Genomic DNA, 25,850 nt, shown 5'->3' with positions numbered 1-25,850 from the left:
GGGTCAGGCGCAGCCCGACCCGGGCGGTGCGATGCACCACCCGAACCGCGTCAGGATCCCGGCGTCGAGGCATACCGACACCCAAGCACAGGGGTGCGACAAAACCCGGCCAACGTTACTGGACACAGCACTAGCGGCGGCGCGCATCCCGGAACTCAACGAGCAACCGCCCCGCACGACCTCACCCGTGGGGTGTGACACCCGCCGCGCCCGGTCACAGGGACCGCTCGTATCGGCTGACGAGGGTGCGGGCACCACCGGCGGAGCGCTGGCCGGGCGCACCGCCGACCTCGACGTCGCCGCGGTGCCGGAAGCCGGCGGCCTCGTAGTAGGCGCGCAGGGCGGCGTTGCCGTCGACGCAGTCGAGCCGCAGCGCGGTGGCGTCGCGGTCGCGGGCCTGCCCGGCGGCCCAGGCCAGGATGGTGCGGCCGGTGCCAGCGTACCGCCGGCGCACCGCCATCCGGTGCAGGTAGCCGGCGGGTGCGGGCTCGTCGGTCCACAGTGGATCGGACCAGTCGAGGGTGACGGTGCCGGCCGGGTCGCCGCCGGCGCGGACCAGCCACGTCTCGCCGCGCTCCACGGCGGGCGTGACCCAGGCGGCGTCGAAGCCCGCCGGCCACTGCCGGACGCCACCGGCGGCGAGCCACGCCGCGGCCTCGTCGAGGATGGCGAGGACGTCGGCCACGTCGGCGGCCGTCGCGCGGATGAAGGACCGGTCGGGGAGCGCGTCGCGGGACCGCTCGCCGGATGCTGGGCTCGGCATGTCGTGATCGTCGCAGCCGGGCCGGGTGTTGTCCGGCCCGGCCGCACAGCAGGTCCCGGTGGCGGCCGCGTCCGGGTTGCGCCGGTCCCGGCGAACGCACAGGATGAGCTCGGATCTTGGTGAGAGGATGGGCGGCATGAACGTCGGGGACATCGTCGAGGACTTCGAGCTCGCGGACGAGACGGGCGTGACCCGGTCGCTGACCGGGCTGCTCGCGGACGGGCCGGTGGTCCTGTTCTTCTACCCGGCGGCGCTGACCGCGGGCTGCACCGCCGAGGCGTGCCACTTCCGGGACCTCACCGCGGACATCAGGGCCGTCGGCGGTCACCCCGTCGGGATCAGCGGCGACGAGGTCGAGCGGCAGGCCGAGTTCGCGACCCGGCACAGGCTCGGCTATCCGCTGCTGTCGGACAAGGACGGCACGGTCCGCGGGCGGTTCGGCCTGGGCCGCGGGATGCTCGGGCTGACCGCGACGAAGCGTGTCACGTATGTCATCGACACCGACCGCCGCATCCTCGACGTCATCAGGAGCGAGATCCGGATGGACGTGCACGCCGACAAGGCGATTGAGGCGCTCCGCAAGCGGCAGCAGCAGGGAGCGTAGGAGGCCTCACGTGCCCGTCGCCGGCCGTTGCTGATCATGGCCGTGGCGCCGGACCGCGCTGCTGTATCGTCCGGGCGTGGAGCGCGCGCACCAGGCGGACTGCTGACGGTGCTCAAGGAGTGGGGGCGGATCGGCTGCATCGGGTTCGGCGGGCCGCCGGTGCACATCGCTCTGCTGCGGCAGTTGTGTGTGGAGCGCCGCGGGTGGCTGGACAGCACCGAGTTCGAGGACGCCGTCGCCGCCTGCAACCTGCTTCCCGGCCCGGCCTCCACGCAGCTCGCCATCTTCTGCGCCTGGCGGGTCCGCGGCCGGGCCGGGGCGCTCGTGGGTGGGGCGGCGTTCATCCTCCCGGGCCTCGTGCTGATCCTCGCCCTGGCCGTGCTGTTCCTGGCCGGCGCGCCGCCGCTGTGGGTCCGCGCCGCGGGCGCCGGTGCCGGCGCGGCCGTCGCCGCGGTCGCCGTGCAGGCGGGCTGGAGCCTCGTCCCGGCGAGCCGGCAGCGTGCGCTGCGGTCCGGCGGCCGGGTGCGCTGGGTGCTCTACGTCGCCGCCGGACTCGCCGCCGCGGCGACCCTCGGCCCGTGGCTCGTCCTCGTCCTGCTCGGCTGCGGCGTGATCGAGGCGGCCCGCGGCGCGGGCCCCGGGTGGCGGCGACGGGTCCCCGGCCTGCCGATGCTGGCCGGGGCGGGGATCGGCGGGGTGTCCTGCTGTCGATCGCGTGGGTCGCCTTGAAGGTGGGCGCACTGTCGTACGGTGGCGGCTTCGTCATCATTCCGCTCATGCGCGCCGACGCCGTCGACCAGTATCACTGGATGACCGACGCGCAGTTCCTCAACGCCGTCGCGCTCGGCCAGGTCACCCCCGGCCCGGTGGTGCACACCGTCGCAGTGGTCGGCTATGCGGCCGCCGGGATCGGTGGCGCCGTGCTCGCCTCGGCGGTCGCGTTCAGCCCGTCGTTCGCGTTCGTCCTGCTCGGCGCGCACCGCTTCGACCGGCTCCGCGCCGACGCCCGGGTCCGGGCGTTCCTCGACGGCGCCGGTCCGGCGGCCATCGGCGCGATCCTCGGCTCGGCGGTCCTGCTCGCCGCCGCCCGGACCCGCCTCTGGCAGTGGGCCGTCCTCGCCGCCTCGGTGGTCCTGCTCCTGCCGCTGCGCCGCGGCGTCGTGCCGACCCTCCTCGCCGCGGGCGCCGTCGGCGTCGCCGTCGCTCTCGCCGGCGGCCTGCTGTGAGGGGACGGGTGCGGCCGTCGGCACCCGGGTCAACGCGCCGGCGCCGGTGACCGGGATGCTGGGATGCGTCCGTTCGTCATTCTCCCGACGTCGTCGGGTACAGCCGGGTCATCGCCCGGAGTGTTGCGGTGATGCGCGCGACCAGTTCGGGAGGTGCGAGTGCCTGCGCGTCCGCGCCGAGCCGGAGCAGGCCGGCAGCGGCGTGGTCCACGCTTTCCAGCGGGATGGTGACGCGCCGCCAGCCGTCCGGGTCGGCGGGTGAGAGGGTACCCGCTGCCAGCCGGCCGGCCCTCGGGCCGATGATGTCGGGCAGGGCGGCGATCCCGGCGGGCGACAGGCGCACCACGGCGACCTCGGCTGTTTCGGCCCGCTCGTACCGCTCGACGTGTGCGTGCCAGAACCCTGCCAGGTCGAAGCCGTCCGGGCGGGTGAACTTCTCCGGCAGCTGCCGTAGCTCGACGATGGCGGAGACCCGGTAGGTGCGCGGCTCACCGCGCCCGGCGGCGATCAGGTACCAGACTCCGGCCTTGAGGACGAGCCCCAGCGGGTGCAGCCGTCGGCCGACCACGCCGGGCCGGGGTGCCCAGCGACGGTACCGGACCTCGATGACCTGGTCCTGCCAGAGCGCCTCCGCGACGGTGAGCAGGTGCGGCACCGCGTCCGGCTCCCGGAACCAGCCGGGCGCGTCGAGGTGGAAGCGCTGCCGGATCCGTGTCGACGCCTCCCGGTACGGGGTGGGCAACGCCGCCGTCAGCTTGAGTTCGGCGGCGGCCACCTGGGCGCCGAGTCCCAGCTCGGCGGCCGGCTGCGGCATGCCGGTCAGGAACAGCGACTCGGCCTCGTCGGCGGTCAGCCCGGTCAGCCGGGTGCGGTAGCCGTCCATGAGCTGGTATCCACCGGTGGGCCCCTGCTCGGCGTAGATCGGCACGCCCGCCGCGGCCAGCGCCTCGACGTCGCGGTACACGGTCCGGGCGGTGACGCCGAGCTCCGCGGCGAGCTGTGCGGCGCTCATCCGCCCGCGGTTCTGCAGCAACAGCAGCAGCGACAACAACCGGCTGGCACGCATTCGCGTCAGTCTTCCAGATCACTGACAGAAGATGTCAGAGGTAGCGCCTCATGATCGTCGGCATGAACGACTTCGACTTCATCATCGGCTCGTGGAACGTGGCCAACCGGCGCCTCCGGACGCTCTTCGCCGGCAGCGACGAGTGGGACCACTTCCCGAGCACCGCGTCCTGCCAGAGCATTTTCGGCGGTGCCGGCAACACCGAGGAGATCGTCTTTCCGACGCTGGGCAGCCGCGGCTTCTCGCTGCGGCTGTTCGACGTCGAACGCGAGCAGTGGTCGATCTCCTGGGCGAGCAGCACCACCGGCCTGCTCTACCCGCCGGTGGTGGGCACCTTCACCGAAGGCCGCGGCGACTTCTACGGCGACGACACGCACGAAGGAAGGCCGATCAGGGCGCACTTCATCTGGTCGGACATCACGCCCACCTCGGCCCGCTGGGAGCAGGAGTTCTCCGCCGACGGCGGGCACACGTGGGAGTCCAACTGGATCATGGAGTTCACCCGCGCCTGAGCCGCGCCCCGGCTTCGGGCGGGCCGGCGCGACCGTCAGGCCGGCGCCGCCGCGCCGCGCTGGGCCCGCTGCTGCCTTGCGATGCGCTGGGCGTGTGTCACCAGGCTGACGAGGACCGCCTTCGCCGACTCCCGGTCACGGGCGTCGCAGAGGATGACCGGTACGTCCAGCGCCAGGTCGAGCGCGATGCGGACCTCTTCGGGCGTGTGCCGGCGGGGGGTCCCGTCGAAGCAGTTCACACCGACGACGAACGGGATGCCGCGCTGCTCGAAGTAGTCGATGGACGGGAAGCTGTCGGCGAGCCGGCGGGTGTCGGCGAGCACCACGGCGCCCATCGCTCCGAGGGCCAGCTCGTCCCAGACGAACAGGAACCGGTCCTGTCCGGGCGTGCCGAACAGGTACACCACCACATCGGTGCTGATGGTGATCCGGCCGAAGTCCATGGCGACGGTGGTCGTGGTCTTTTCGTCCACGCCGTCGAGGCTGTCGATGCCGATGCTCGCCGTGGTGATGCGTTCCTCGGTCTGCAGCGGTTGGATCTCGCTCACCGCACCGACGAGCGTGGTCTTGCCCGCGCCGAAGCCGCCCGCGACGAGGATCTTCGTCGCCCTGGGCATGTGCGTCGAGCTGTTGCGCGGATCAGAGGTTTCGGATGCCATTGAGCACCTCTTCGAAGATGTCGTCCTCCGGCAGGTTCGGCACCGGATCCGGGTTGTTGGCCATGATGAGCACCCGGCTGAGCAGATCGCCGAGCAGGACTCGGATGGTGCCGACGGGCAGGTTGAGATGAGCGGACAGCTCCGCGACGGAGGTCGGCCGCTGGCAGCGCCGGAGGATGGCCTCGTGTTCGGGACCGAGGTCGAGGACGTCGGCGCCCGAGATGCTGCGGCTCGTCATGATCATCGAGACCAGGTCGAAGCGGCCGCTGGCCTGGGTCCGGCCGCCCGTCATCGCGTAGGGACGCACGACCGGGCCGGCGTCCGCGTCGACCCAGATCTCGTCGTGGTCGTGCTGTGGGATGTTCATCGCCTCGGCGTCACCCGCCGTTGATCTGGCCGGAGTGCGCCCGCGGCTGGGTTGCGAGATGTTCGGTGACACGTTGCACCAGCATCTCCATTTCGTAGGCGACGATGCCCATGTCGGTGTTCGGTCCGCTGATGACCGCGAGGCAGGTGCCGTTGCCGGCGGCGATGACGAAGACGTACCCGTCGTCGAACTCCAGCACGGTCTGGCGGAGGAGGCCGAGTTTGAAGAGCGGGCTGACGCTGCGGGCCAGGCTCTGCAGTCCGGAGGCGCTGGCGGACACATGCTCGGCGAGGTCGCGTTGGATGTCCTGTGAGGAGGCGACGCGCAGCCCGTCGGCCGAGAGCACGACGGCGTGCCGCACCTCTGCCACCCGGGTGACCAGGTCTTGTAGCAGCCAGGTCAGATCGCCGGCAGTGGTCGGTTCCTGCACCACGATGGTCCTTTCTTGATGTCCGGTTGCGGTTCTCCGTGGTGTCACGACTACTCGGCGGGTGCGGCGTGTGTACTGGACGTGCTGGGCGTGGTGGCGGGGGCCGGTTCGTCCTGGCCGCCGGTGCCGGGTGCCTGCCGCCGGGCTGATCGCGATCCCTGCTGGAACGCGGCCATCCGTGCGCTGACCGTCTCGGCGGAGCGCGGCGCCAGGGTGGGCGCCTCTGCCGGAGGCGCGGTCTCGCTCTCCGGCTGCTTCCGGGAGCGCCGCGGCAGACCGAACACGGTCTCCGGCTCAGTGACCGGCTCCGTGGACATCGCCACAGTCAGGTCCACGGCCGGGGCTGTGATCGGGATCGGGGAGTCGGGCGGGCCCGCCGACGCGGCGCTGTGCGTGGCGGGCGCCGCGCCGTTCGGCGGGGGCAGCACCGCGACGGCGGTGTGCCGGCCCTCGGGGAGGGAGCCGGTCGAGGAAACCGCCACGGCCCCGGATCGTCCGACCGGTGCGGTGACGAACGGTGGCGCGGCAGCGGTGGTCGCGTCGTCGATCGGGGCGTGCTGAGCCGGCGCGGTCGCGTCGTCCTGAGGGTCGATCAGTGCTGACGGGATCAGCACGACCGCGGTCGTGCCGCCGTACGGGGACCGGCGCAGGTGCACGCCGATGCCGTGCCGCTTGGCGAACAGGCCGACGACGTACAGACCGAGCCGGACGTTGCTCGACCGTTGGAACTCCGGTGGGTTGACCAGCGACTCGTTGGCGGCGGCCAGCGGGGCCTCGCTCATGCCGAGTCCGCGGTCTTCGATCTCCACCACGTAGCCGTTGCTGACGTGCTCGCCGCCGACGTACACCTTGGTGTGCGGCGGCGAGAACCTGGTGGCGTTCTCCACGAGTTCGGCGAGCAGGTGGATGACGTCGCCCACGGCGCGGCCTGTGAGGCCGGGCGCCGCGCGGAGCCGCACGGTGACCCGGGCGTAGTCCTCGATTTCCCCGATCGCCGCACGCAGGACGTCGATCATCGGGACCGGCGCGCGCCAGGCCCGCCCCGACTTTCCGCCGGAGAGCACGATGAGGTTCTCCGCGTTGCGCCGCATGCGGGTGGCGAGGTGGTCCACGGCGTAGAGGTCGGCCAGCTTCTCCTCGTCGGTCTCCTTGTGCTCCATGCCGTCGAGCGCCGTGATCTGACGATGCAGCAGCGCCTGGGAGCGCCGTGCGATGTCGACGAGACGAGCCCTGAAGCTGTGGCGCAGCTCCGCCTGCTCGACGGCGGCGTGGACGGCGGCCTGCTGCACGGCGTTGAACGCGTGGCCGACCTGCCCGATCTCGTCCGTGCCGAATTCCAGGGGCGGCGCCTCGACGTCGACGTCGACCCGTTCGCCGCGGCGCAGTTTGTCCATGACCTCGGGCAGCCGCGTGGTGGCCAGTTCGTCTGCGGCGTCGCGCAGCCGGACGAGCTGGGCGAGCAGCTTCCGGGAGGTGGTGATGGAAATGATGATGGACGCGATGACGGCGATCAGGCCGAGACCACCGGCCAGGATGAGCCGGACCACCACGCCGATGACGGCAGGCCTGGCCCGCTGTAGTGTCTGATCGGCGGACGTCAATTCGAATTGGCGCAGTTCGTCGGCGGCCGCGGTGATCGCGCTGGTCCAGCCCGCCGCGGTGACCGGCGGTGCCGCGCCTGCCCGGGCGCCGGAGACGAGCTGGTCTTCGACGGTGCGGAGCCTCGTCAGCGCGTCGCCGGCGGCGATCCGGTCGTACTGTCCACGTTCGGAGCTCGGCAGGGAGGCCGCCGCCTCGGCGTAGGCGTAGCGCTGGATGCTGACCAGCCTGGCGAGGTCGATCGGCTCGGCACCGGTGAACCGCCCGGCGGCGAACACGCCGGCGAGCAGGGCGTCCTCCTGCGACAGGATCTCCCGGGACCGGGTCAGCGCGATCAGGGTCCGTGACTGCGTGGCGATCTCAGGATCGTCCAGGGCGGAAATGGAGCCGTAGACCCGGAACGCGCCGTCGATGATCTTCGTGTAGTCGCCTGCCACGCTCGTCGCGGCACCGCTGTCCACGGCGGTGCGCTGGTCCGGCAGCTGGTCCAGCAGCGCTCCCAGCTCGCGGATGCGGGTCTTGAGGATGTCGTCGGCCGCCCAGGACACGCCCGGGCCCGCTGTGGACTCCCGCCACGCGGCGACGACCCGGTCGGTGTCCCGGCGCTGGTCGGTCACGGCCTGACGCTGGGCGTCGCGACCGGTGGGACTGCTGCGGTACACCACCGACAGCCGTCGCTCGGCCTGCAGCGCGGCGACCAGCGACTCGGTCGGCCGGCCCACGCCCGGGTCAAGGGTGCTGACCCACAGCAGGTTGAGGCCCTCGCGCAGGGTCACGAACGCGGCGAATCCCCACAACGCGGTGAGTGAGAGCAGCAGTGCGACAACTTTCGATCGCAGCCGTGTTCCACGCGGTTGACCGGCCGGGCGCTTACTCGCGAAGATCATTTACCTGTCCCGATCAGAGGGTGTGGGTCACCACTGTTTCGAGCCTGCCGCGGACACCGCCGGCACGGCCGTTTGTCCGCAATCCGGCACAGACACGGCGGGCAATGTATCAAGGTTCGGAAGGTGCCATACACTCAGGCCCCTAATGATCAAATGGTCGAAGGTTTTGGGTGGATGAATGCCGGAACTAATTGCCGCAGGTCAATCATCGCCAAACCAGCACGACGCTGTTGCCGCCCTCCTGGATGAGCTCACCACGGACCCGGGGGGCGCGGTGAGCGCATCGATCTACGACACCGCCCGGCTCGTCAGCCTCACTCCCTCGCTGCCCGGCCACACCGCCCGGCTGCGGTTCCTCCTCGCACAGCAGCGCGGCGACGGGGGCTGGGGAGAGGCGGACGGCTACGAGCTCGTGCCGACGCTGAGCGCGACCGAGGCGATCCTCGCCACCCTCCGCCGACCGCCGGCCGCCAGGATCGAGGCGGGGCAGCTGCGCGGCTCGGCGCAGCGGGGCCTGACCGCGCTGCGGCGCTGGTCGGGCAGCCACGCGGCCGTGCCGGACACGATCGCGGTCGAGGTCGTCGTGCCCGCCCTGATCGCCGCCATCAACGGTCACCTCGACGCGGCGGATCCCGTCGTCAGCGATGCGCGGCTGGCCGTGCCCTCCGGCATGGACCCCGAAGCGGCGAGCCGCCTGGCGGCCCGCGTGCGGGACGACCCCGGCCGCAGCGGCCCGCAGACCTGGTGGGCGTCGTTGGAGGTGCTCGGCGCCGACGCCGCCCGCATCGCCACGGTGCGGCCGCACGACGAGGGGATGATCGCCTGCTCGCCGGCGGCGACCGCGGCGTGGCTGGGCGACGACCCGGACCGCGGCACGCCCGGCGCGACGGCCGCGGCGCGCTATCTCGACCGGCTGCAGGCGGCCGGCGGCGGACCGGTCTGCGGTGTCTGGCCGATCACCTACTTCGAGCAGTCCTGGGTCCTGAGCACCCTGGCGCCGGTCATGTCCGGCCGGTCGGCACCCGTCAGCGTCCTGGACAGCCTCGACGGAGCGCTCGGCCCCGGCGGGGCACCCGCCGCGCCCAGCCTGCCGCCGGACTGTGACGACGGATCGGTGGTGCTCACCGCGCTGCACCGGCACGGCAGGGCACGGCCCGCCGACGCGCTGCTGACCTACCACACCGGCGCATACTTCCGCTGCTTCCCGGGCGAGCGGACCCCGTCGGTGAGCACCACCGCGCACGCCCTCGAGGCGCTGCACGAGGCGATGGCCGCTCAGCCGGCCGGATATCCGCGGCTGGACCCGATCGCGAAGGCGACCGCGGTCTGGCTGATGGATGCCCAGCACGCCGATGGCTGCTGGTGGGACAAGTGGCACGCCTCGCCGTACTACGCGACGATCTGCTGCGTCGACGCGCTGACGCCCTATGCCGCCGCCGCGGCCGGATCAGCGGCCGGATCAGCGGCGAGCCGCGCCGTCCGGCGGGCAGTGGCATGGACGATGGCCACCCAGCACCCCGACGGGTCGTGGGGACGCTGGGGCGGGACCGTCGAGGAGACGGCGTACGGCGTGCGGATCCTGACCAGCGCCGGTGACAGCGCCGGCCTCGACGTCGCCGCGGCGGTCACGGCAGGCGCGGCGTACCTGCGGCGGCAGCCCGGCGGCGGACCGCACCGCGGTCTGTGGCACGCCAAAGACCTCTACGCCCCGCTGCGGGTCGTCCGTGCCGCCCGCCTGGCCGCCCTCGCCGCCGCGGAGCGTTTCACGGTCAACGCCGACGCAGCACCAGCCGTCCCGGCCGGCGCGGCCGCAGCGCCGCGGTTGCCCGCGCCACGAGCGGCCCTGACCCGACCAGCACCGGCCGATGCCGGCTGAGCACCGCCGCCACGACGAGCTGCGCCTCGGCGGTGAACAGGTGATTGCCCAGGCACTGGTGCGGCCCGCCGCCGAAGGGTAGGAAGACGTACCGGTGCCGGCGCGGTGCCGACGGCCCGAACCGGTCCGGATCGAACCGGTGAGGGTCCGGCCACACGCTCGGCAGCCGGTGCATCACGTACGGGCTGACCAGCACCGTCGCCCCGGCCCGGATCGGCACACCGTCGATGACGTCGGCCTCCGCGGCCGTGCGCGGGATGATCCAGCCGGCGGGAAACAGCCGCATCGTCTCCTGCAGGACCTGCCGGGTGTAGGTGAGCCGGTCGAGGTGTTCCGGAGCCGGGGTCGCGTCGCCGACGACGGCGTCGACCTCTTCGACGACCCGGGCCGCGACGTCAGGATGCGCGTCCAGCGCCATCCACAGCCAGGACAGGGTCAGGGCGGTCGCCTCGGTGCCGGCGACGAACATCGACACCACGTCGTCGCGGACCTGCCGGTCCGTCAGCGGCGCGCCGTGCTCGTCGCGGGCCGCGACCAGCAGCGACAGGATGTCGCCGGCGCCGCCGCCGTCGCGGACGCGCTGTACGTGCGGGTACACGATGTCGTCGATCTGGCGGACCGCCCGGCGGAACCGCAGGTCGCCGGGGACCGGCAGCCAGTCGGGTGCGAACGGCAACGCGATGCGCCACCCGAGCGCTTCGAACGCGGTGGAGATGGCGGCGCCGAGTACCCCCGCCTCCTCGGTGCTGATCCGGTCGGCGAAGAACGCGCGGATGAGGGCACGGAACACCACCCGGGTCATGCCCTCCACGAGCTCCACCGGCCGGCCGGCCCGGGCGTCCGCTTCGAGCTCGGCGACGGCGTCCGTGATGGCGCCGGCCATCGCGTCGAGGACACCGTTGACCGCGCGGGCGGTGAAGATCGGCTGCAGCAGGTTCCGGCTGCGCTGCCAGCTGGGCCCGTCACCGGCGATGCCGTCACCCTCCAGCCGGCGCAGCGGCTTCCACAGCATGCCGTCGCGGACGTACTGCGACGACCGCTCGCGCAGTACCAGCTGCACATGGTCGGGACTTGTCAGCAGCAGCGGCCGGACCGGGCCGACGTCCAGGCGCACGATCGCGCCGTCGTTGGCCGCGCCGAGACGCTCCAGCGCGGCCAGCGGGTCACGGGCCAGGGCCGGAACGGCCCGCCACATCGGCTCGCGGTGCATCATCGGCATCCCCTAACGCAGATCGGTGACGCGGTACACCGCGACCGCGACGTGCAGGCTCCGGCGCAGCACACCCGCCTCGGCGGCATCACGCAGCAGGTCATCGTGCAGCCGCACGTAGCGGTCGATCCGGCGCTCGAACGCCGCGATGCCGGCGGCGTCCACCTGCCGCAGCAGCAGGACATTGAGCCGGCCCGCGGCGCGGTCACGATCGACCGACGCCAGATCGTTGGCGATCCGGATCGCGCGGGAGGCGGCGACCAGGGCCTTGTCGACCCGTGGTGACGGGACCGCCGCCGGTGGGGCCTCGGCGAGAATCAGCAGGAGGTAGGCGAAGCTGCGGTAGTTGACGTGGCTCTCGGCGACGGCCAGGTAATCCACGACCGTCGGCGCGCCGGCGTGCCCCTGCTGGATCCGCTGAGCACGGAGGGTGTGCTCGACGCCGGCGTCGATCGCATCGCACAGCGCATCGGTGAATCGGGCCAGCAGCGTCGGGGCGTTCGCGAGCCTGAGCTCGGCGAGCAGCTCGGCGAGCATCGCGTCGAGCATCGGCGCCGGCGCGCTGGTCGCGGCCGTGGTCCGCACGAGTGTGGTGAGGCGGCCCGCCAGTTCGGTGAGCGCGACGGGGTCGACGGTCACGTCGTCGAGGGCGTCGTCGACGAGGAACGTCCAGAGGCTGTACCGGGCCGCCACCGTCGCGCCGGCGATGGGAAGATCCGGCGCGATGGTGGTCACGACCTCGGCCAGTCGCCGGGCCAGGCCGCGGTCGGGGCGCGCTCCGTGGGTGTCGGCCCACCGCCACAGATCCGCACCGATCTCGGCGGCCGTGGTGTTCGCGGCCCGGTCATCGGGGTGCCGCACAACGTCCCTCGGTGCCTCCACGCGCTGCCTCCTGCGACCTTGGTAGGACGGCTGTTCCTGGAGCCTGCGCAAGGTTGCCCGGCCGCTCCCATCGTCGCCGGGGATAGATGATCATCGCAAGGTGCTCCGCTACGTGCCTGATGTGATCAGGGCCACGACCAGAGGTTGACGGGACGCCGCCGCGGAGGCCCGGGACATCCACGTTCCGCGGAGCCTATCCCTGACAAGGTGTGGTCAGCGGCCACGGCCGGGGCGAATACTTCGTGACGTGAACGCGAAACGACAGCTCGGGGAGTTCCTCCAGACCCGCCGCTCACAGCTGAAGCCGGAGGACGTCGGCCTGACCACCTACGGCGATCGGCGACGGGTGACCGGGCTCCGTCGGGAAGAGCTGGCGCTGCTCGCCGGCGTCAGCTCCTCGTACTATTCGAGGCTCGAACAGGGTCAGTCGTCGAATGCCTCCGCGGAGGTCCTGGACGCCATCGCCACAGCGTTGCGACTCGACGAGTCGGAGCGCCGGCACCTGAACGACCTGGCCACCGGCACCCGTCGCCGGGCGGGCGTCCGGCGAGCGGCGCCGGAGCGGATCACCGCGGCGGTGCGCCAGCTCATGGGGGCACTGGGTGAGGTGCCCGTGGTGGTGCTGGGGCGGCGCAGCGACGTGCTGGCCTGGAACCGTGCCGGGAACGCCCTGTTCGCCGGCCACGTCGATTTCGTGAGCCCACAGCGGCCGGAGGCCCGGCCGAACATGGCGCAGATGGTGTTTCTCGACCCGCATACCCGCGAGCTCTACGTCGATTGGCCGGAGAAGGCCCGGGCCGCGGTCGGCACCCTGAGACTGGCGTCCGGACAGCATCCCGACGATCCGGCCCTGGCCGCGCTGATCGGTGAGCTCTCGGTCAAGAGCCCGGAATTCAGCCGCATGTGGGCCGATCACCGCGTGAAGTCCGGCGGCGAGGCGGTGTACGAGATGCGGCACCCACTGGTCGGCACGATGAGCGTCACCCAGCAGAACCTTCGTACCGAGCAGGGACAGAACATCGTGGTCGCCACCACGGAGATCGGTTCCCCATCGCACGCGGCCATGACACTCCTGGTGCACAGCACCGTCACCGCCCGCACCGCGCCCTCCGACGAGCCGGCGCCCGCCGACATCAAGACCGGTCGGTAGCTCTCACGACGTCCGTTTCGTCGTCGACGCCGGGAACCGCCGCGACGGTTCCGCGTCACCCGTCAATGTACCGCTGAACGTGCCCAGATGGGCGCGGCGGTCCCGTGCGCCCCGAAACGGGGGCCGCCCGCACCCGTCGTCACCCGCCGGGCAACTCGCCGTGAAAGCAGCAACAAGGAAGAAGGAACGAAGTGCGCAAGAGGACGATCACCATTCCGATCGCCACCGCTGCCGCCGGCCTCGCCGTCGTGACGGTGCTGAACACCGGCACAAGCTCGGCTGCCGTATCCGGATCGCCGGCCGTGCACAGCGCGTCGGCCACGCCGGCCGACATCCTCCGCTCGCGGATCGCCGTGCGGTTCGACCTGGCCAAGGGGCAGATGCCGGAGAACATCACGGTGTCGCCGGACGGCACCGCGTACGTCACGTTCGCCGGCGCCCGCCAGGTCGCCGCGATCGGCCGGGACGGAAAGATCCGTACGCTGGCGACCCTGGCCGCCCCCGCTGACGGCGGCGTCAACACGCCGGTGCTCAACTTCGCCCTGACCACCGGCATCGTGCGACAGCCGGACGGCACCCTGTACTTCCTGTACGCCAGCGGCGATGCCGCCTCGACCGGCCTGTACCGGCTCGAGCGGGGCGGGGCCCCGGAGCGCATCGCCGCGCTGCCGGCCGACGGTCTGCCCAACGGGCTGGCCTTCGACCAGGTCAGCAGGACCTTCTACATCACCGACTCGGCGCTCGGCACGATCTCGACCGTCCGGCAGGCCGGTGGACGGGTGACCGTGTGGTCGTCGGCACCCGAGCTCGCCCCGACCGGGTTCCTGGGCGTCAACGGCATCAAGGTGCGCGACGGCGCGGTGTGGGCCACCAACCTGGACAAGGGAACGCTGTTGCGGATTCCGGTGCGCAACGGCAAACCGGTGAAGATCGAGGTCCGGGCGAGTGGCCTGACCGGTATCGACGATTTCAGCTTCGCCGGCAACCGCACCGACCACGTGATCGCCGCCCTCGTCGGCCAGAACACCGTGGTGGTCATCGACGGAGCCGGCCGGTCGACGACCCTGCTGACCGCGGCCGACGGACTGCAGAACCCGACGTCGGTCGCCGTCCGCGGTTCGACCGCCTACGTCACCAGTGCCGCTTACCTCACCTCGAAAGACCCCAACCTGATCCTCGCCGCCCTGCCGCGCCGCTGAAAGACGGGAGCATCGCCCGGCAGACCTGCCCGAAGTGGAACGGACGCGCCGACACGTGCAGCGCCCCGTCTCCACCTTTCGACGGAGACGGGGCGCCTGATGTCCGCTCAGCGCTCACCCACCGCTCCGGCGCCCGCGCGGGCCGCTCTCCCCGTCAGGCGTCGACCAGGCCGGCACGTCACGTCACGGCACCGCTCTGTCGCCGACCACTTGACGCGGAGCGGTGCCGTTCGTTTCGCAGCCCCGTCGCGGCGTGTCGATCGGGTGTTCGACTTCGGGTCGTGTCGGTGCTGTCGGTGGGGTCGTGGGTGGCCTACGGTTCGGTGGCGTCGCCGGTCTTCGGGGGCCGGCCGGGATCCGGACGGGTGGAGCGATGACGGATGTGGTGCGGAGTTCGTCGGTGCCGGGGCCGCGGGAGCGGCGGAGCACCGGTTGCACGGTGGAGTTCACGATCGGCGGGGTGCCGGGGGCGATGACCACCGGGCACGGGCTGGACGGTGGGCTGCGGCGGGTGGACCTGCGGGCCGGGGTGCACGGGTCGGAGCTGGCTGGGCTGGCGGACGCTCTTGCGACGGCGATCACGCTCGGGCTGCGGCACGGCGCGCCGCCGGCGGCCTACGTCGACGCCCTGCGCCGCCTGGAGCTCGACGCGCCGGCCGAGGCGTCGGGTCATCCGCTCGCCGAGGCACTCGAGAGCTGACGGACCTGGTGGCGTCGCGAGGGGGAGCGGCGCCACCGTGGCCGTCCGCGCGAGGTGATCACCCGCGTGCCGCCGGCCGTCCCGCGCGTTGTCCGGGGGGCGAAGCGCCGTGACGATCGGCCGTCCCGCGCGTCGCCCCGAGGGCGAAGCGGCGCGACGGTCGGCCGTCCCGCGTGGTTCCGCGTCCGCCGCACCGTCGAGCCGCGCGTTGCCCGGGGGCGAAGCGGCGTGACGGTCGGCCGTCCCGCGCGGTCCCCGCGCCCGCCGGGTCGTCGTCCCGCGCGTTGCCCAGGGGCGAAGCGGGGTGACGGTCGGCCCTCACCTCAAAGGCCCCAGGACACCGGCGGGGCCGGGGTCAATGGGGGCGGAAGAGGTCGTTGAGGTCGGACTGGGAGATCTGGGTCTCGGCGTAGGTGAAGGTGCCGTGCTCCGCCAGCTCCAGGGCCGCCCGGCGCAGGTGGTGATACATGGCGCGGGCCAGGCTGCCGCCGATGGTGACCCGCCGGACGCCGAGGGCGCGCAGGTCGGGGAGCGACAGGGCGTTGCCGGTGAGGCCCATGACGACGTTGAGCGGGCCGTCGAGCTCGCGGACCAGGGTGCCGATCGTCGCGGCGTCGGCGGCGCCCGGCACGAACGCGCAGTCGGCGCCGGCGGCCAGATAGGCATTGGCCCGGGTGATGCTGTCGGCGAGGGTGCCGCCGACGAGGAGCGCGTCGGTGCGGCCGACGAGCACGAAGCCCGGAGCGGCGGCGCGGGCGGCCTGGATGCGCTCCGTGGCGAGCGCGAGGTCGTGCAACGGGGCGGTGCGGTCGCCGGTGAAGTCCTCGATGTTGCCGCCCGCGGCGCCGACGGTGGCCGCCATCGTGATCGTGGCCGCCACCGCCTCCGGTGAGGAGCCGAAACCGTCCTCGAGATCGGCACTCAGTGGCACCGTGAGCTCCGCGGCGATCTCACCGACGCGGCGGAGCACGGTGTCGCGGTCGAGGCGGCCGCGTGGCCCGTGCTCGGCGAAGAAGTCGTGGTCGGGCCGGCCGAGCGAGAACGCGATCCCGGCGCTCGTCGTCGCCACGGCGGGGAAGCCGACCGACTCCAGGAGCCGGGCGCTGCCGACGTCCCACGCGTTGGGCAGCAGGAAGCATCCTGAGCGGTGCAACGCCACGAACCGGTCCCGATCCACACTGCCCCCCGAACGATCAGCCGGCGCCGATGTCGAAGAGGTTACCCTCGGGGTCTGACAAAGTTGTCCAGACGGCGCCGTACTCGTCGAAGTCCCCGACCTGCTTCGCGCCGAGGCCGACGGCGCGGGCGACCTCGCCCGGCAGGTCGCTGGTGTGCAGGTCCAGGTGGATGCTGTTCTTGCCCGGCGTCCGGTCCGGAACCTGGATGAACATGAGGACGGGCTGGGCGCCGGTCGAGCGGCCCACCGTGGCGAAGAACGGCGTCGGCGAGGGGTCGACGGGCCGGTCCAGCAGCGCGGCGTAGAACCCGGCGAGGGCGGCCGCGTCGGCGCAGTCGACGGTGACGTGGGCGATGGACAGGTCGGTCATGCGGAAACTCCCTGAGTGGAGATGGGCCAGCAGATCTCGGTCCGGAACTCGTCCGGATCCGGCGTGTCGTCAGGACCGACGAGGTAGACCTCGACGATCGGGTCGGGCAGGGCGGTGTCGTGCGCGGCCACGTGCAGCCCGAGCCGCCCGTACGTGATGTCGCAGTCGGCGAACGGCCCGTTGTGCACGGCCACGGCGTACCGGCGCGGCGGCAGGATCCCGAAGCGGTCGTCGCCCGGTGGTACCGCAGCCGCCGAAACCGGAACGAAGGCCATGACCTCCCCGGTCTCGCCCGCGAAGAACTCGGCCGAATAGGTCGCCCCGGAGGGACCGGCCGGGTCGGTGCGCAGCGCCGCGAGGGTGCCGTAGAGCTGCGGGAAGACCTGCCCGCACCACGCCGAGACCTCGTCGCGGGAGATCCGGGCCGACGCGCGCAGCACCGGCGAGCCCGGGGCCAGCCGGTGCCGCACCGGCAGTTCGGGCGAAGGCGAAGGCCCCAGCAGCCGCCGCAGCGAGAGGACGACCTCCCTGGTCCTGCTGAGCTCGGCCTCCATCCGGTCCAGGTGCCGGGCGAGGGAGTCCTGCCGGGCCGCCGGGTCGGGCTCGGCGAGCACGGTGCGGATCTCTGCGATCGGCATGTCGAGGTCGCGCAACCGCCGGATGAGGTGCGCGTCGTCGACCTGGCCGGGCGCGTACCGCCGGTACCCGGTCTCCTCGTCGACGCCGGCCGGGACCAGCAGCGCGATGTCGTGGTAGTACCGCAGCGTCTTGGCGCTGAGGTGGCACAGCCGCGAGAACTCCCCGATGGTCACGCCCGGTGTCATGCGTTCAGTGAACCCGTTCCAGTAGGTGGAAGGTCAAGCGACCGCAGGAATCGGCTGGACCTCAACCACGGTCGAGGTCGTACGGTGGCGGACGTGAGCATGGAAGTCACCGCATGGAACCAGATGTATCAGGCCTCCCACGCGCAACAGGACCGGCGGCCGTTCTCGGCCGTCACCCTGCGGCGCATCTTCGCGTTCGCCCGCCCCCACCGGGCCCGGCTCGCCGGGTTCCTCTCCCTCAGTGTCGTGACCGCGCTGCTCGCGGTCGCCACGCCGGTGCTGGCCGGCCGGGTCGTCGACGCGATCGTCGGCGGCGGCCGGCGCGGCACCGTCGTGACGCTCGCCGTGCTCATCGCCGTCATCGCGCTGGTGGAGGCCGGGGTCGGGCTGCTCGCCCGGCTGCTGTCGGCGAAGATCGGCGAAGGGCTGATCCTCGACCTGCGCACCGCCGTGTTCGACCACGTGCAGCGCATGCCGGTGGCGTTCTTCACCCGTACGCGTACCGGCGCACTCGTCAGCCGGCTCAACAACGACGTCATCGGCGCGCAGCGGGCGTTCAGCGGCACCCTGTCGGGTGTGGTGGGCAACGTCGTCACGCTGACGCTGACGCTGGCGGTGATGGTGAGCCTGTCGTGGCAGATCACGCTGCTCGCGTTGCTGCTGCTGCCGGTGTTCGTGCTGCCGGCCCGGCGGATGGGCACTCGGCTCGCCAGGCTGCAGCGGGAGGCCGCCACGCACAACTCGGCGATGAGCACCCAGATGACCGAACGCTTCTCCGCGCCCGGCGCGACCCTCGTCAAGCTTTTCGGCCGGCCGGCGGACGAGTCGGCGGAGTTCGCGGCGCGGGCCCGGCGGGTCCGCGACATCGGCATCCGCACCGCCATGAACCAGACCGTGTTCGTGACGGCCCTGACGATCGTGTCGTCGCTCGCCCTCGCCCTCGTGTACGGCGTCGGCGGCGTCGCGGCCCTGAAGGGAAGCCTGGACGCGGGGGCCGTCGTGGCGCTCGCGTTGCTGCTGACCCGGCTGTACGCGCCGCTGACCGCCCTCGCCAGCGCCCGGGTCGAGGTGATGAGCGCCATGGTCAGCTTCGAACGCGTCTTCGAGATCCTCGACCTGCGTCCCCTGGTGGCGGAGAAGCCCGGCGCCCGCACCGTCCCCGCCGGCCCGGTGTCGGTGGAGTTCGACGCGGTCCGCTTCGGCTACCCCGCCGCCGACAAGGTGTCCCTCGCCTCCCTGGAGGAGGTCGCGACCCTCGACACCCGCGGCGGCGTCGAGGTCCTGCACGACGTGTCGTTCAAGGCCGAGCCGGGCCAGATGATCGCCCTGGTCGGCTCGTCCGGCGCCGGGAAGTCGACCATCGCGCAGCTGCTGCCCCGTCTGTACGACGTGGACTCCGGCGCCGTGCGCCTGGCCGGCATCGACGTGCGTGACCTGACCGCCGACGCCATCCGGGCCACGCTGGGCATGGTCACCCAGGACGGCCACCTGTTCCACGAGTCGGTGCGCGCCAATCTGCTCCTCGCCCGGCCCACCGCGACGGAGGACGAGCTCTGGGCGGTCCTGCGCCGGGCCCGCCTCGACGACCTCGTCGCCGCTCTGCCCGACGGCCTCGACACCGTCGTCGGTGAACGCGGCTACCGCCTGTCCGGTGGCGAGCGCCAGCGCCTCACGATCGCCCGGCTGCTGCTGGCCGGCCAGCAGGTCGTGGTGCTCGACGAGGCGACGGCCCACCTCGATTCGACGTCGGAGGCGGCGGTACAGGCGGCGCTCGCCGAAGCGTTGAGCGGCCGCACCGCCGTCGTCATCGCGCACCGCCTGTCCACCGTGCGGGCGGCCGACCTCATCCTCGTCGTGGAGGCCGGCAGGATCGCCGAACGCGGCACGCACACCGAGCTGCTCGCCGTGGGCGGCCGGTACGCCGAGCTCTACCACACCCAGTTCGCCGACGCCCCCGAGCCGGTCCGCTCATAGGCCGCTCTCCGACGGGGCAACGAATCAGGTCGTTGCCCGCCCGCCGGAAGGCCGGCGACACCCCGCCGCCCGCGGGACCGACGGTGCAGCCACGCCGCCGGTCCCGCGGGCGGCGTTCGTTGTGCTGCCGGCCTTGATTATGCGCTTCAGTGCGCCGCGCGAGAGGCCTCGGCGAGGCGCTGCGGGCGGTGTGGACCGAGCGGGAAACTGCTGCGCACTGTGGGATTGACAGGGTCAGGGTGCGGGCCTAGGTTGATGGAACTTATCCGGTTCAGTGAATGCGTCGCACTGGCTGAAGGGGCTGCCGCGATGTCCCACCACGGGTTCAACGTCCAGTGGTCGTCCAGCGCGCACGGCGCGGCGGGGCCCGACGAGCGGGTTCCGGTCGCTGCATCCGGCCGCCGGCGGGCGTGGATCTTTCACCGGAGCCTCACCGCGCGCCTCCGCGATCCCACGCGCGCGTTCTGAGCCTGGCACCTGTGCGGCACGACCGATAACACCCCCCACGAATCGGAAGGTGGTACCCGTGCACCTGCAGCGGCACCTCATCGCCTTGCTCGCCGTGTCGTCCCTCGTCCTCACCGCCTGCGGGGACGATGCCGGCGGCGGCAGTGACGGCAAGATCGCCGGTGACATCACCGTACTGACGCAGCGGACCGACCTCGTCGACACCGTCCTGCCGGAGTACAAGAAGAAGTTCGAGGCCAAGTATCCCGGCACGAACGTGAAGTTCGAGGCGATCACCGACTACGAGGGTGAGGTGCGCGTCCGGATGAACACGAAGAACTACGGCGACGTGCTGCCGATCCCCAACTCCGTGACCGCCGACCAGCTCCCGTTGTTCTTCGAGCCCCTCGGCACCGTCGACGAGCTCAAGGACAAGTATCGCTTCGTGCGTTCGGAGCAGACGTTCGGCGGCAAGGTCTACGGCCTCGCGATCACCGGCAACGCCCAGGGTTACGTGTTCAACAAGAAGGTGTGGACCGCCGCCGGGGTCACCGAGCCGCCGAAGACACCGGAGGAGTTCCTGACGGCGCTGAAGGCCATCAAGGACAAGACGGGCGTGATCCCGCTGTACACCAACTACAAGGACGGCTGGCCGCTCGGCCAGTGGGAAGGCGTGCGCGGCGCGGTCAGCGGCGACCCGGAGGCGGCGACGAAGCTCGCCAAGGACGACGCGCCGTGGACCGCCGGCAAGGAGCACTACATCATCGACTCGCTGCTCTTCGACGCGGTCAAGGGCGGTTACACCGAGGCGGACCCGACGACGACGAACTGGGAGCAGTCCAAGGGCCTGCTCGGCACCGGGAAGATCGCCACGATGATGCTCGGCTCCTGGTCGGTCGTGCAGATGCAGGCGGCCGCCGCGAGCAAGGACGACATCGGCTACTGGCCGTTCCCGAACCAGGTCGGCGGGAAGTTCCACACGGTCGTCGGCGGCGACTACAAGAACGGCATCAACGTCAACTCGAAGAACAAGGCGACCGCGCGGGCGTGGGTCGACTGGTTCGCCGACGAGTCGAACTACGCCACCGACCAGGGCGGGGTATCGGTGGTGACGAGTGCGCAGCTGCCGGCCTCCCTCGCCGACCTGCAGGCGGCGAAGACGGAGTTCATCGAGCTGAACCCGGCGCCGAAGGGCGAGGAGGGGCTCGCCGACAAGATCGGCAACACGGCGGAGATCGCGCTGCTCGACGGCAAGTACCGCCAGCGGCTCGTCGACGCGGCGCGCGGCGCGAAGAAGGAGACGAAGGAGCAGATCTTCGCCGACCTGAACAAGAAGTGGGCCGACACCCGGGCGAAGCTCAAATAGACGCTCTCGGCGTGCGGCCCTGTGCAAGGGGCCGCACGCGTTCTTGGAGGACTTCATGAGGCGCACGCTGACGCCTTACCTGTTTCTCGTCGCACCGCTGACGTTCCTGATCGTGTTCACCTACATCCCGGTGGTGAACATGTTCGGCTACAGCGTCACGTCCTGGGACGGGCTGAGCCCCAGCCGGGAGTTCGTCGGGTTCGGCAACTACGTCGAGATCGCCACCCGGCCCGAGCTCTTCGGGGTGTTGAAGGTCAGCCTGTACTACATCGGCGCGTCGGTCGTGCAGATCGTGCTCGCCCTGTACTTCGCCACGATCCTGAGCTTCAACACGCGGTTCCGGAACCTGTTCAAGGGCGTGCTCTTCTTCCCGTACCTCATCAACGGCGTCGCCATCGGCATGATCTTCCTGTTCTTCTTCCAGCCCGGCGGCACCCTCGACTCGGCGATGTCGGCGGTCGGTCTCGGCGGCGCGACCCAGCAGTGGCTCGGCGACCCCGCCGTGGTCAACTACTCGCTCGCCGGCACGTCGGTCTGGCGCTATCTCGGCCTCAACTTCGTGCTGTTCCTCGGCGCCATCCAGTCGATTCCCGCGCACCTGTACGAGGCCGCGGAGCTCGACGGCGCGAACCGCTGGGACCAGTTCCTGCACATCATCCTGCCGGGCATCCGGCCGATCGTCGGGCTGTCGTTCATCCTGGCGATCTCCGGCTCGCTCTCGGTCTTCGAGATCCCGTTCATCATGACCGGCGGCGCCAACGACAGCGAGACGTTCGTCATCCAGACCGTGAACATGGCCTTCAAGTACTACAAGCTCGGTCTCGCCTCGGCGATGGCGGTCGTGCTGCTGCTCATCATCCTGCTGGTGACGTGGCTGCAGCGCCGTATCGCACCCGACGAGAAGGTGGACCTGACGTGATCGGCCGGCTGCTCAAGTACCTGTCGCTGACCGGCGCGTCCCTGGTGGTGCTGCTGCCGCCGGTCGTCCTGGTGATGGCATCGTTGAAGACGAACAACGAATACCTCACCAGCGGGCCGTTCGACCCGCCCGGCAACTGGTTCAACTTCGACAACTACGCCACGGCGTTCACCAAGGGGCACATGCTCCGCGGCTTCGTGAACACGTCCATCATCATGGCCGTCTCCCTCGCGGGCACCGTCTTCATCGGGTCGATGGCGGCCTACGCCATCGACCGCTTCAGGTTCCGCCTCCGCGGGGTGGTCGTCGCCCTGTTCCTGCTGGCGACCCTCGTGCCGGGAGTGACGACGCAGGTCGCGACGTTCAAGGTGGTCGACGCACTCGACCTGTACGACACCCGCTGGTCGGCGATCGTGCTCTTCCTCGGCACCGACATCATCTCCATCTACATCTTCCAGCAGTTCCTGCGCGGCGTCCCCCGCGAACTCGACGAGGCCGCCGCGATGGAGGGCGCCACCGCGTTCGGCATCTACTGGAAAATCATCCTGCCGCTGCTGAAGCCCGCGATCGCGACCGTCGTCATCATCAAGGGCATCGCCATGTACAACGAGTTCTACATCCCGTTCCTGTACATGCCCTCACAGGAGCTCGGGGTCATCTCGACGTCGCTGTACCGCTTCAAGGGCCCGTTCGGCGCACAATGGGAGGTCATCTCGGCCGGCGTCATCCTGGTCATCATCCCGACGCTGATCGCCTTCCTGGCATTGCAGCGCTTCATCTACAACGGCTTCACCGCGGGCGCCGGCAAATGAGCCTTCCACACAACGGCGCCGTACCGCCCAGGACAACGGTCGTGCGCGCCGGCGACCGGACCCGACACCGCCGCCGGCCGAGACCCTGAGCCGGATCATTCCGTGCTGCTGCCCAGCGGCCCACCGGCCACGACATCACCGCCCTCAGCGTCGCGTGGCCCGGCGTCGCGTGGCTCGGCGTCGCGTGGCCCGGCTGTGCGTGGTCCGGCGTCGCGTGGTCCGGTCTCGCGTCGTTCGGCCTGCTCCACTTCGCCGAGGTCCACATCACCACCACCCAGAGGCCGGCCGGGGGCGGCACCGACCACGCGGGCCGGCTGCGCCGCGGTCTCGGCATCCCGGTCACGCCCGACACCGCCGTGAACGGCGCCGCCTACGGCGAACACCGCTGTGGCGCCTGCCCGGCCGGGGCGCCGTCGTCTACGTCACCGTCGCCATCGTCGACGATCGCCCCCTGCTCTCCGAGATGGGTCACCTGCACGCACGCCGCCACCCCAGCGAAGCCTTCCCCGGCGCCTGTCTCTTCCCCGGCGGCGGCCCCTTCCCGGCGGCTGCATTGAGGGCCTCGTCGGCGCCCCCGCAATCGGAACGGGTCGGTTACGGGCGGGGCGGTCCGCGCGGGCCGCAGCGGCCTGCGTCGACGGGGTGGCGAGTGGAGTGGCGGCAGCCGGTGGGGCCCGGCTCGCCGGGATTGCCCGCGCTGCGGCGACGCTGTGCCACCGGGAACGTTCGGCCCGGCCGGTGGACGGGCGGGCGGCTGTTGTGGCGGCGATCGAGGATGTTTCGTGCGCCGGCACTGCTGGTGGCCGCAGCGACGATGGTGCCTCGGTGACTGCCGGGCCTCCCGCCGTGGGTCCGGACTTCGCGGGACAGCCGGCCGTCCGGACGGCGACCAGTGGTGCACCGAATGCCGGGCCGCGTGTGCCGCGGCTCCGGCCCGTGTTCCCTCGGCGGTCAGCGCGGTGGCGACCGTTGGCGGTGTTCCGCCGGTCGAGAGCGATCGTGTCGCCGGGTTCGCTTGTGCCGCGAGCGGCCTTCCGAACGAGGACGTCAGCGCAAGCCCGAGCGCCGCAGACAACGACGGCGGCCGCGCGGGCACAGATGATGGTGCCGGTGCGCGCCGCGGCGGCGAGAGCAGGGGAGTGCCGCGCAGGCGATGGTGCCAGTGCCAGCGGTGACTGCGGCAGAGACGGTGACTGCGGCACGGGTGGTGGCGGCACGGGCAAGGAGTGCCGCGCGGGCGGTGGTGGCGCGGGTGGTAACGGCGCCGGCGAGGAGTCCCGCGCGGGCGGTGGTGACGGCGGTGCGGGTCGAGGTGGTGGCAGCGCGGGTGGGCGCGGCGCCGGCGAGGAGAGCCGCGCGGGCGGTGGTGACAGCGGCGCGGGTGGAGGTGGCGGAGGTGACGGCGGTGGTGTGGGTGGCAGTGGTGGCGGCGGAGAGGGCCGTGACGACGGCGCAGGCGCGGGTGGTGGCAGGGAGGGCTGCGCTGGCGCTGTCGACTGCAGCGTTCGGGCGTTGCGGAGCCGGGCCAGCTTGGTCGCGTGGCGGGCGGCCAGCCCGTGCGCGCGGGCCTCGGCGAACTCCGCCCTCGCCCGCAGCTTCGCCTCGCGGCGGCGTTGGCAGGTGGCCGCGGACGTGGCCAGGCGGGCGGCCCAGTCGACAGGGCCGTGCGGTGGAGACGAACCCGAATCTGGTGCGTCCAAAGAAAAGTGTGACTGATCAGGTGGTCAGTTGACGGCGGGTAGCCAGGGCCGACCGATGATGAGGTCGGTGAGTGCCCGGAAGGTGTTGTGGCCGTGGGCGGTGGCGGTGGCGAGGTAGGAGCGGATCAGCGCGAATTGCTGGGCTCCGTCGAGGGTGCGTAAGCACCCGGACACCTTCTGCCGGATTTTGACCATCCGGATCTGCCGCTCTGCGGCGTTGTTGTCGAACGGGGACCGCAGATCGGCCGCGAACCGTAGGTAGTCGCCGATACGGTCGCGCATCCGGCGGGCCAGAGCCGCCAGTTTCCGGCCGGTCTTCGAGGCGTCGTGCTGGTGGTCCTTGACCGCGACGAGGGCGGCCTGGGCGAACAGCCTGCTCTGTTCGGCGAGCAGGTCCGGGTCGATGCCCGCACTGCCGCTGGTGCGGGCGTCATCGGCCGCGGTCTTGAGGCGCAGCAACGCATCCGCCGCCTGGCCGGGCCATGCCGCAGCAGGTGCCAGCACACCGGCGGCCGCGAGCTCGCGCAGCAGATGCGCGCAGCACAACTGATGCACGGCTGACCGGTAGGTGTCATACGGTGCCCACGCGTCATGGACCGCGATCCCGGTGCGCGAGGCCATGACCTGCCCGGCGTCGGTCCCGGCCCGGCCCCGTTTCGGATGCACCCAGATCAGCGTGTACTTGCCGGTGGTGGCCACGTGCACCCAGTGCAGCTTCCCCGCGACCCGCAGCCCGGACTCGTCGACATGCACCACATCCGCACCGGTCAGCAGGTCACGGACCTGGTCGACGAACTCCGAATCGGTCAGGAGGTCACCGGCCCGGGTATGGGCCGCGGCGACCGCACCGGCCGACATCGCCACCCCGAACAGATCATGCATCGCCTGGGCGGTGCGGGCCTGCGCCCCGAACAACGCCTGCTGCAGATACACCGCCGCCGCCTGCGCCCCAGGCCCGTACTGCACCGGGGCGTCAACCCCGTCCGGCGCAACACCCGCGGTGACCTGCCCGCACCCGCACCGCCGCGACACCAGACGGTGCTCGGTCACCCGCACCCCGATATCGGGCAGGTCGAACACCTGCCGCACCGCCACCGAGGCCACCGGCGCAGAACCCAGACCCCGACCACA

At 71.7% G+C, this 25,850-nt stretch carries 24 protein-coding genes; 12 read left to right on the top strand and 12 right to left on the bottom strand.

Translation table 11 applies throughout. The features are described from left to right. Positions 1-214: 214 nt before the first annotated feature. A complete protein-coding gene (locus tag ABZS58_RS48175; protein ID WP_354791259.1) occupies positions 215-763 on the bottom strand; it encodes a GNAT family N-acetyltransferase in 549 nt (182 codons plus the stop codon). Between the two features lie 136 nt (positions 764-899). On the opposite strand from ABZS58_RS48175, the gene ABZS58_RS48170 reads away from it, so the two are divergent. From ABZS58_RS48170 to ABZS58_RS48160, 3 genes are all read left to right on the top strand, one after another. Next, on the top strand, positions 900-1,367 hold the full coding sequence (locus ABZS58_RS48170; RefSeq protein ID WP_354791258.1) for a peroxiredoxin: 468 nt from the start codon (positions 900-902) through the stop codon (positions 1,365-1,367). A 108-nt stretch (positions 1,368-1,475) separates the two neighbouring features. Then, positions 1,476-2,096: a chromate transporter gene (locus tag ABZS58_RS48165; RefSeq protein WP_354791256.1), complete on the top strand. Its 621-nt coding sequence runs from the start codon at positions 1,476-1,478 to the stop codon at positions 2,094-2,096. Beyond that, positions 2,009-2,593, top strand: coding sequence for a chromate transporter (locus tag ABZS58_RS48160; protein ID WP_354791254.1), 585 nt, complete (start codon positions 2,009-2,011; stop codon positions 2,591-2,593). Before ABZS58_RS48165 ends, ABZS58_RS48160 begins: the two co-directional genes overlap by 88 nt. A gap of 76 nt (positions 2,594-2,669) precedes the next feature. Here ABZS58_RS48160 and ABZS58_RS48155 read toward each other — a convergent pair whose 3' ends face one another. Then, the gene (locus ABZS58_RS48155; RefSeq protein WP_354791252.1) at positions 2,670-3,659 is read right to left on the bottom strand and encodes a WYL domain-containing protein; all 990 of its coding nucleotides are present in this window, start codon (positions 3,657-3,659) and stop codon (positions 2,670-2,672) included. 62 nt (positions 3,660-3,721) lie between these two features. Here ABZS58_RS48155 and ABZS58_RS48150 point away from each other — a divergent pair, with 62 nt between their 5' ends. Next, positions 3,722-4,171, top strand: coding sequence for a hypothetical protein (locus ABZS58_RS48150; RefSeq protein ID WP_354791250.1), 450 nt, complete (start codon positions 3,722-3,724; stop codon positions 4,169-4,171). A 35-nt stretch (positions 4,172-4,206) separates the two neighbouring features. Here ABZS58_RS48150 and ABZS58_RS48145 read toward each other — a convergent pair whose 3' ends face one another. Genes ABZS58_RS48145 through ABZS58_RS48130 form a run of 4 tightly spaced genes read right to left on the bottom strand, consistent with a single transcriptional unit; the run spans position 4,207 to position 8,023 of the window. Continuing rightward, positions 4,207-4,830 carry an ATP/GTP-binding protein gene (locus tag ABZS58_RS48145; protein WP_354791248.1) on the bottom strand — a complete coding sequence of 208 codons (624 nt, stop codon included), beginning with the start codon at positions 4,828-4,830 and terminating at the stop codon, positions 4,207-4,209. Then, positions 4,811-5,197: a DUF742 domain-containing protein gene (locus tag ABZS58_RS48140; RefSeq protein ID WP_354791246.1), complete on the bottom strand. Its 387-nt coding sequence runs from the start codon at positions 5,195-5,197 to the stop codon at positions 4,811-4,813. Before ABZS58_RS48140 ends, ABZS58_RS48145 begins: the two co-directional genes overlap by 20 nt. Before the next feature lie 10 nt (positions 5,198-5,207). Next, entirely contained in the window at positions 5,208-5,630 is a 423-nt protein-coding gene (locus tag ABZS58_RS48135) for a roadblock/LC7 domain-containing protein (protein ID WP_354791245.1), read from the bottom strand. 47 nt (positions 5,631-5,677) lie between these two features. Continuing rightward, positions 5,678-8,023, bottom strand: coding sequence for a nitrate- and nitrite sensing domain-containing protein (locus tag ABZS58_RS48130; RefSeq protein ID WP_354791244.1), 2,346 nt, complete (start codon positions 8,021-8,023; stop codon positions 5,678-5,680). 364 nt (positions 8,024-8,387) lie between these two features. Here ABZS58_RS48130 and ABZS58_RS48125 point away from each other — a divergent pair, with 364 nt between their 5' ends. Beyond that, positions 8,388-9,989, top strand: a complete 1,602-nt coding sequence (locus tag ABZS58_RS48125; RefSeq protein ID WP_354791243.1) for a prenyltransferase — start codon at positions 8,388-8,390, stop codon at positions 9,987-9,989. On the opposite strand, the gene ABZS58_RS48120 is transcribed toward ABZS58_RS48125, so the two are convergent. Together ABZS58_RS48120 and ABZS58_RS48115 are read right to left on the bottom strand one after the other, a co-directional pair. Continuing rightward, the gene (locus ABZS58_RS48120) at positions 9,883-11,202 is read right to left on the bottom strand and encodes a cytochrome P450 (RefSeq protein ID WP_354791241.1); all 1,320 of its coding nucleotides are present in this window, start codon (positions 11,200-11,202) and stop codon (positions 9,883-9,885) included. The genes ABZS58_RS48125 and ABZS58_RS48120 overlap by 107 nt on opposite strands. 9 nt (positions 11,203-11,211) lie before the next feature. Continuing rightward, complete coding sequence (locus ABZS58_RS48115; RefSeq protein ID WP_354791240.1) at positions 11,212-12,081, bottom strand: terpene synthase family protein; 870 nt, start codon at positions 12,079-12,081, stop codon at positions 11,212-11,214. 247 nt (positions 12,082-12,328) lie between these two features. On the opposite strand from ABZS58_RS48115, the gene ABZS58_RS48110 reads away from it, so the two are divergent. The 3 genes from ABZS58_RS48110 to ABZS58_RS48100 all read left to right on the top strand — a co-directional run bounded on the left by ABZS58_RS48110 (position 12,329) and on the right by ABZS58_RS48100 (position 15,130). Next, positions 12,329-13,231, top strand: coding sequence for a helix-turn-helix transcriptional regulator (locus ABZS58_RS48110; RefSeq protein WP_354791239.1), 903 nt, complete (start codon positions 12,329-12,331; stop codon positions 13,229-13,231). A 191-nt stretch (positions 13,232-13,422) separates the two neighbouring features. Further along, complete coding sequence (locus ABZS58_RS48105) at positions 13,423-14,430, top strand: hypothetical protein (protein WP_354791237.1); 1,008 nt, start codon at positions 13,423-13,425, stop codon at positions 14,428-14,430. A gap of 373 nt (positions 14,431-14,803) precedes the next feature. Continuing rightward, a complete protein-coding gene (locus tag ABZS58_RS48100; RefSeq protein WP_354791236.1) occupies positions 14,804-15,130 on the top strand; it encodes a hypothetical protein in 327 nt (108 codons plus the stop codon). 355 nt (positions 15,131-15,485) lie between these two features. Here the strand turns inward: ABZS58_RS48100 and ABZS58_RS48095 are convergent, their stop codons facing one another. The 3 genes from ABZS58_RS48095 to ABZS58_RS48085 are packed head-to-tail and all read right to left on the bottom strand — an operon-like array spanning position 15,486 to position 17,501. After that, positions 15,486-16,307, bottom strand: coding sequence for an isocitrate lyase/phosphoenolpyruvate mutase family protein (locus ABZS58_RS48095; RefSeq protein ID WP_354791235.1), 822 nt, complete (start codon positions 16,305-16,307; stop codon positions 15,486-15,488). A gap of 16 nt (positions 16,308-16,323) precedes the next feature. Beyond that, the gene (locus tag ABZS58_RS48090; RefSeq protein ID WP_354791234.1) at positions 16,324-16,677 is read right to left on the bottom strand and encodes a VOC family protein; all 354 of its coding nucleotides are present in this window, start codon (positions 16,675-16,677) and stop codon (positions 16,324-16,326) included. After that, a complete protein-coding gene (locus tag ABZS58_RS48085; RefSeq protein WP_354791233.1) occupies positions 16,674-17,501 on the bottom strand; it encodes a MerR family transcriptional regulator in 828 nt (275 codons plus the stop codon). The genes ABZS58_RS48090 and ABZS58_RS48085 overlap by 4 nt, the downstream gene beginning before the upstream one ends. Before the next feature lie 123 nt (positions 17,502-17,624). On the opposite strand from ABZS58_RS48085, the gene ABZS58_RS48080 reads away from it, so the two are divergent. The 4 genes from ABZS58_RS48080 (at position 17,625) to ABZS58_RS48065 (ending at position 23,019) form a co-directional block, all read left to right on the top strand. Continuing rightward, positions 17,625-19,475, top strand: coding sequence for an ABC transporter ATP-binding protein (locus tag ABZS58_RS48080; RefSeq protein WP_354791260.1), 1,851 nt, complete (start codon positions 17,625-17,627; stop codon positions 19,473-19,475). Between the two features lie 526 nt (positions 19,476-20,001). Beyond that, entirely contained in the window at positions 20,002-21,288 is a 1,287-nt protein-coding gene (locus ABZS58_RS48075; protein ID WP_354791231.1) for an ABC transporter substrate-binding protein, read from the top strand. 55 nt (positions 21,289-21,343) lie between these two features. Next, positions 21,344-22,207, top strand: coding sequence for a sugar ABC transporter permease (locus ABZS58_RS48070; RefSeq protein WP_354791230.1), 864 nt, complete (start codon positions 21,344-21,346; stop codon positions 22,205-22,207). Further along, positions 22,204-23,019: a carbohydrate ABC transporter permease gene (locus ABZS58_RS48065; RefSeq protein ID WP_354791228.1), complete on the top strand. Its 816-nt coding sequence runs from the start codon at positions 22,204-22,206 to the stop codon at positions 23,017-23,019. Before ABZS58_RS48070 ends, ABZS58_RS48065 begins: the two co-directional genes overlap by 4 nt. Positions 23,020-24,743: 1,724 nt before the next feature. On the opposite strand, the gene ABZS58_RS48060 is transcribed toward ABZS58_RS48065, so the two are convergent. Continuing rightward, the coding region (locus ABZS58_RS48060; RefSeq protein ID WP_354791227.1) for an IS66 family transposase at positions 24,744-25,850 on the bottom strand (1,107 nt) is incomplete at its 5' end.

It is taken from the genome of Dactylosporangium sp. NPDC005555, from assembly GCF_040605635.1.
Lineage (GTDB): Bacteria > Actinomycetota > Actinomycetes > Mycobacteriales > Micromonosporaceae > Dactylosporangium.
The sequence above is the reverse complement of the archived record's forward strand: the minus strand, read 5'-3'. Positions and strand labels throughout refer to the sequence as shown.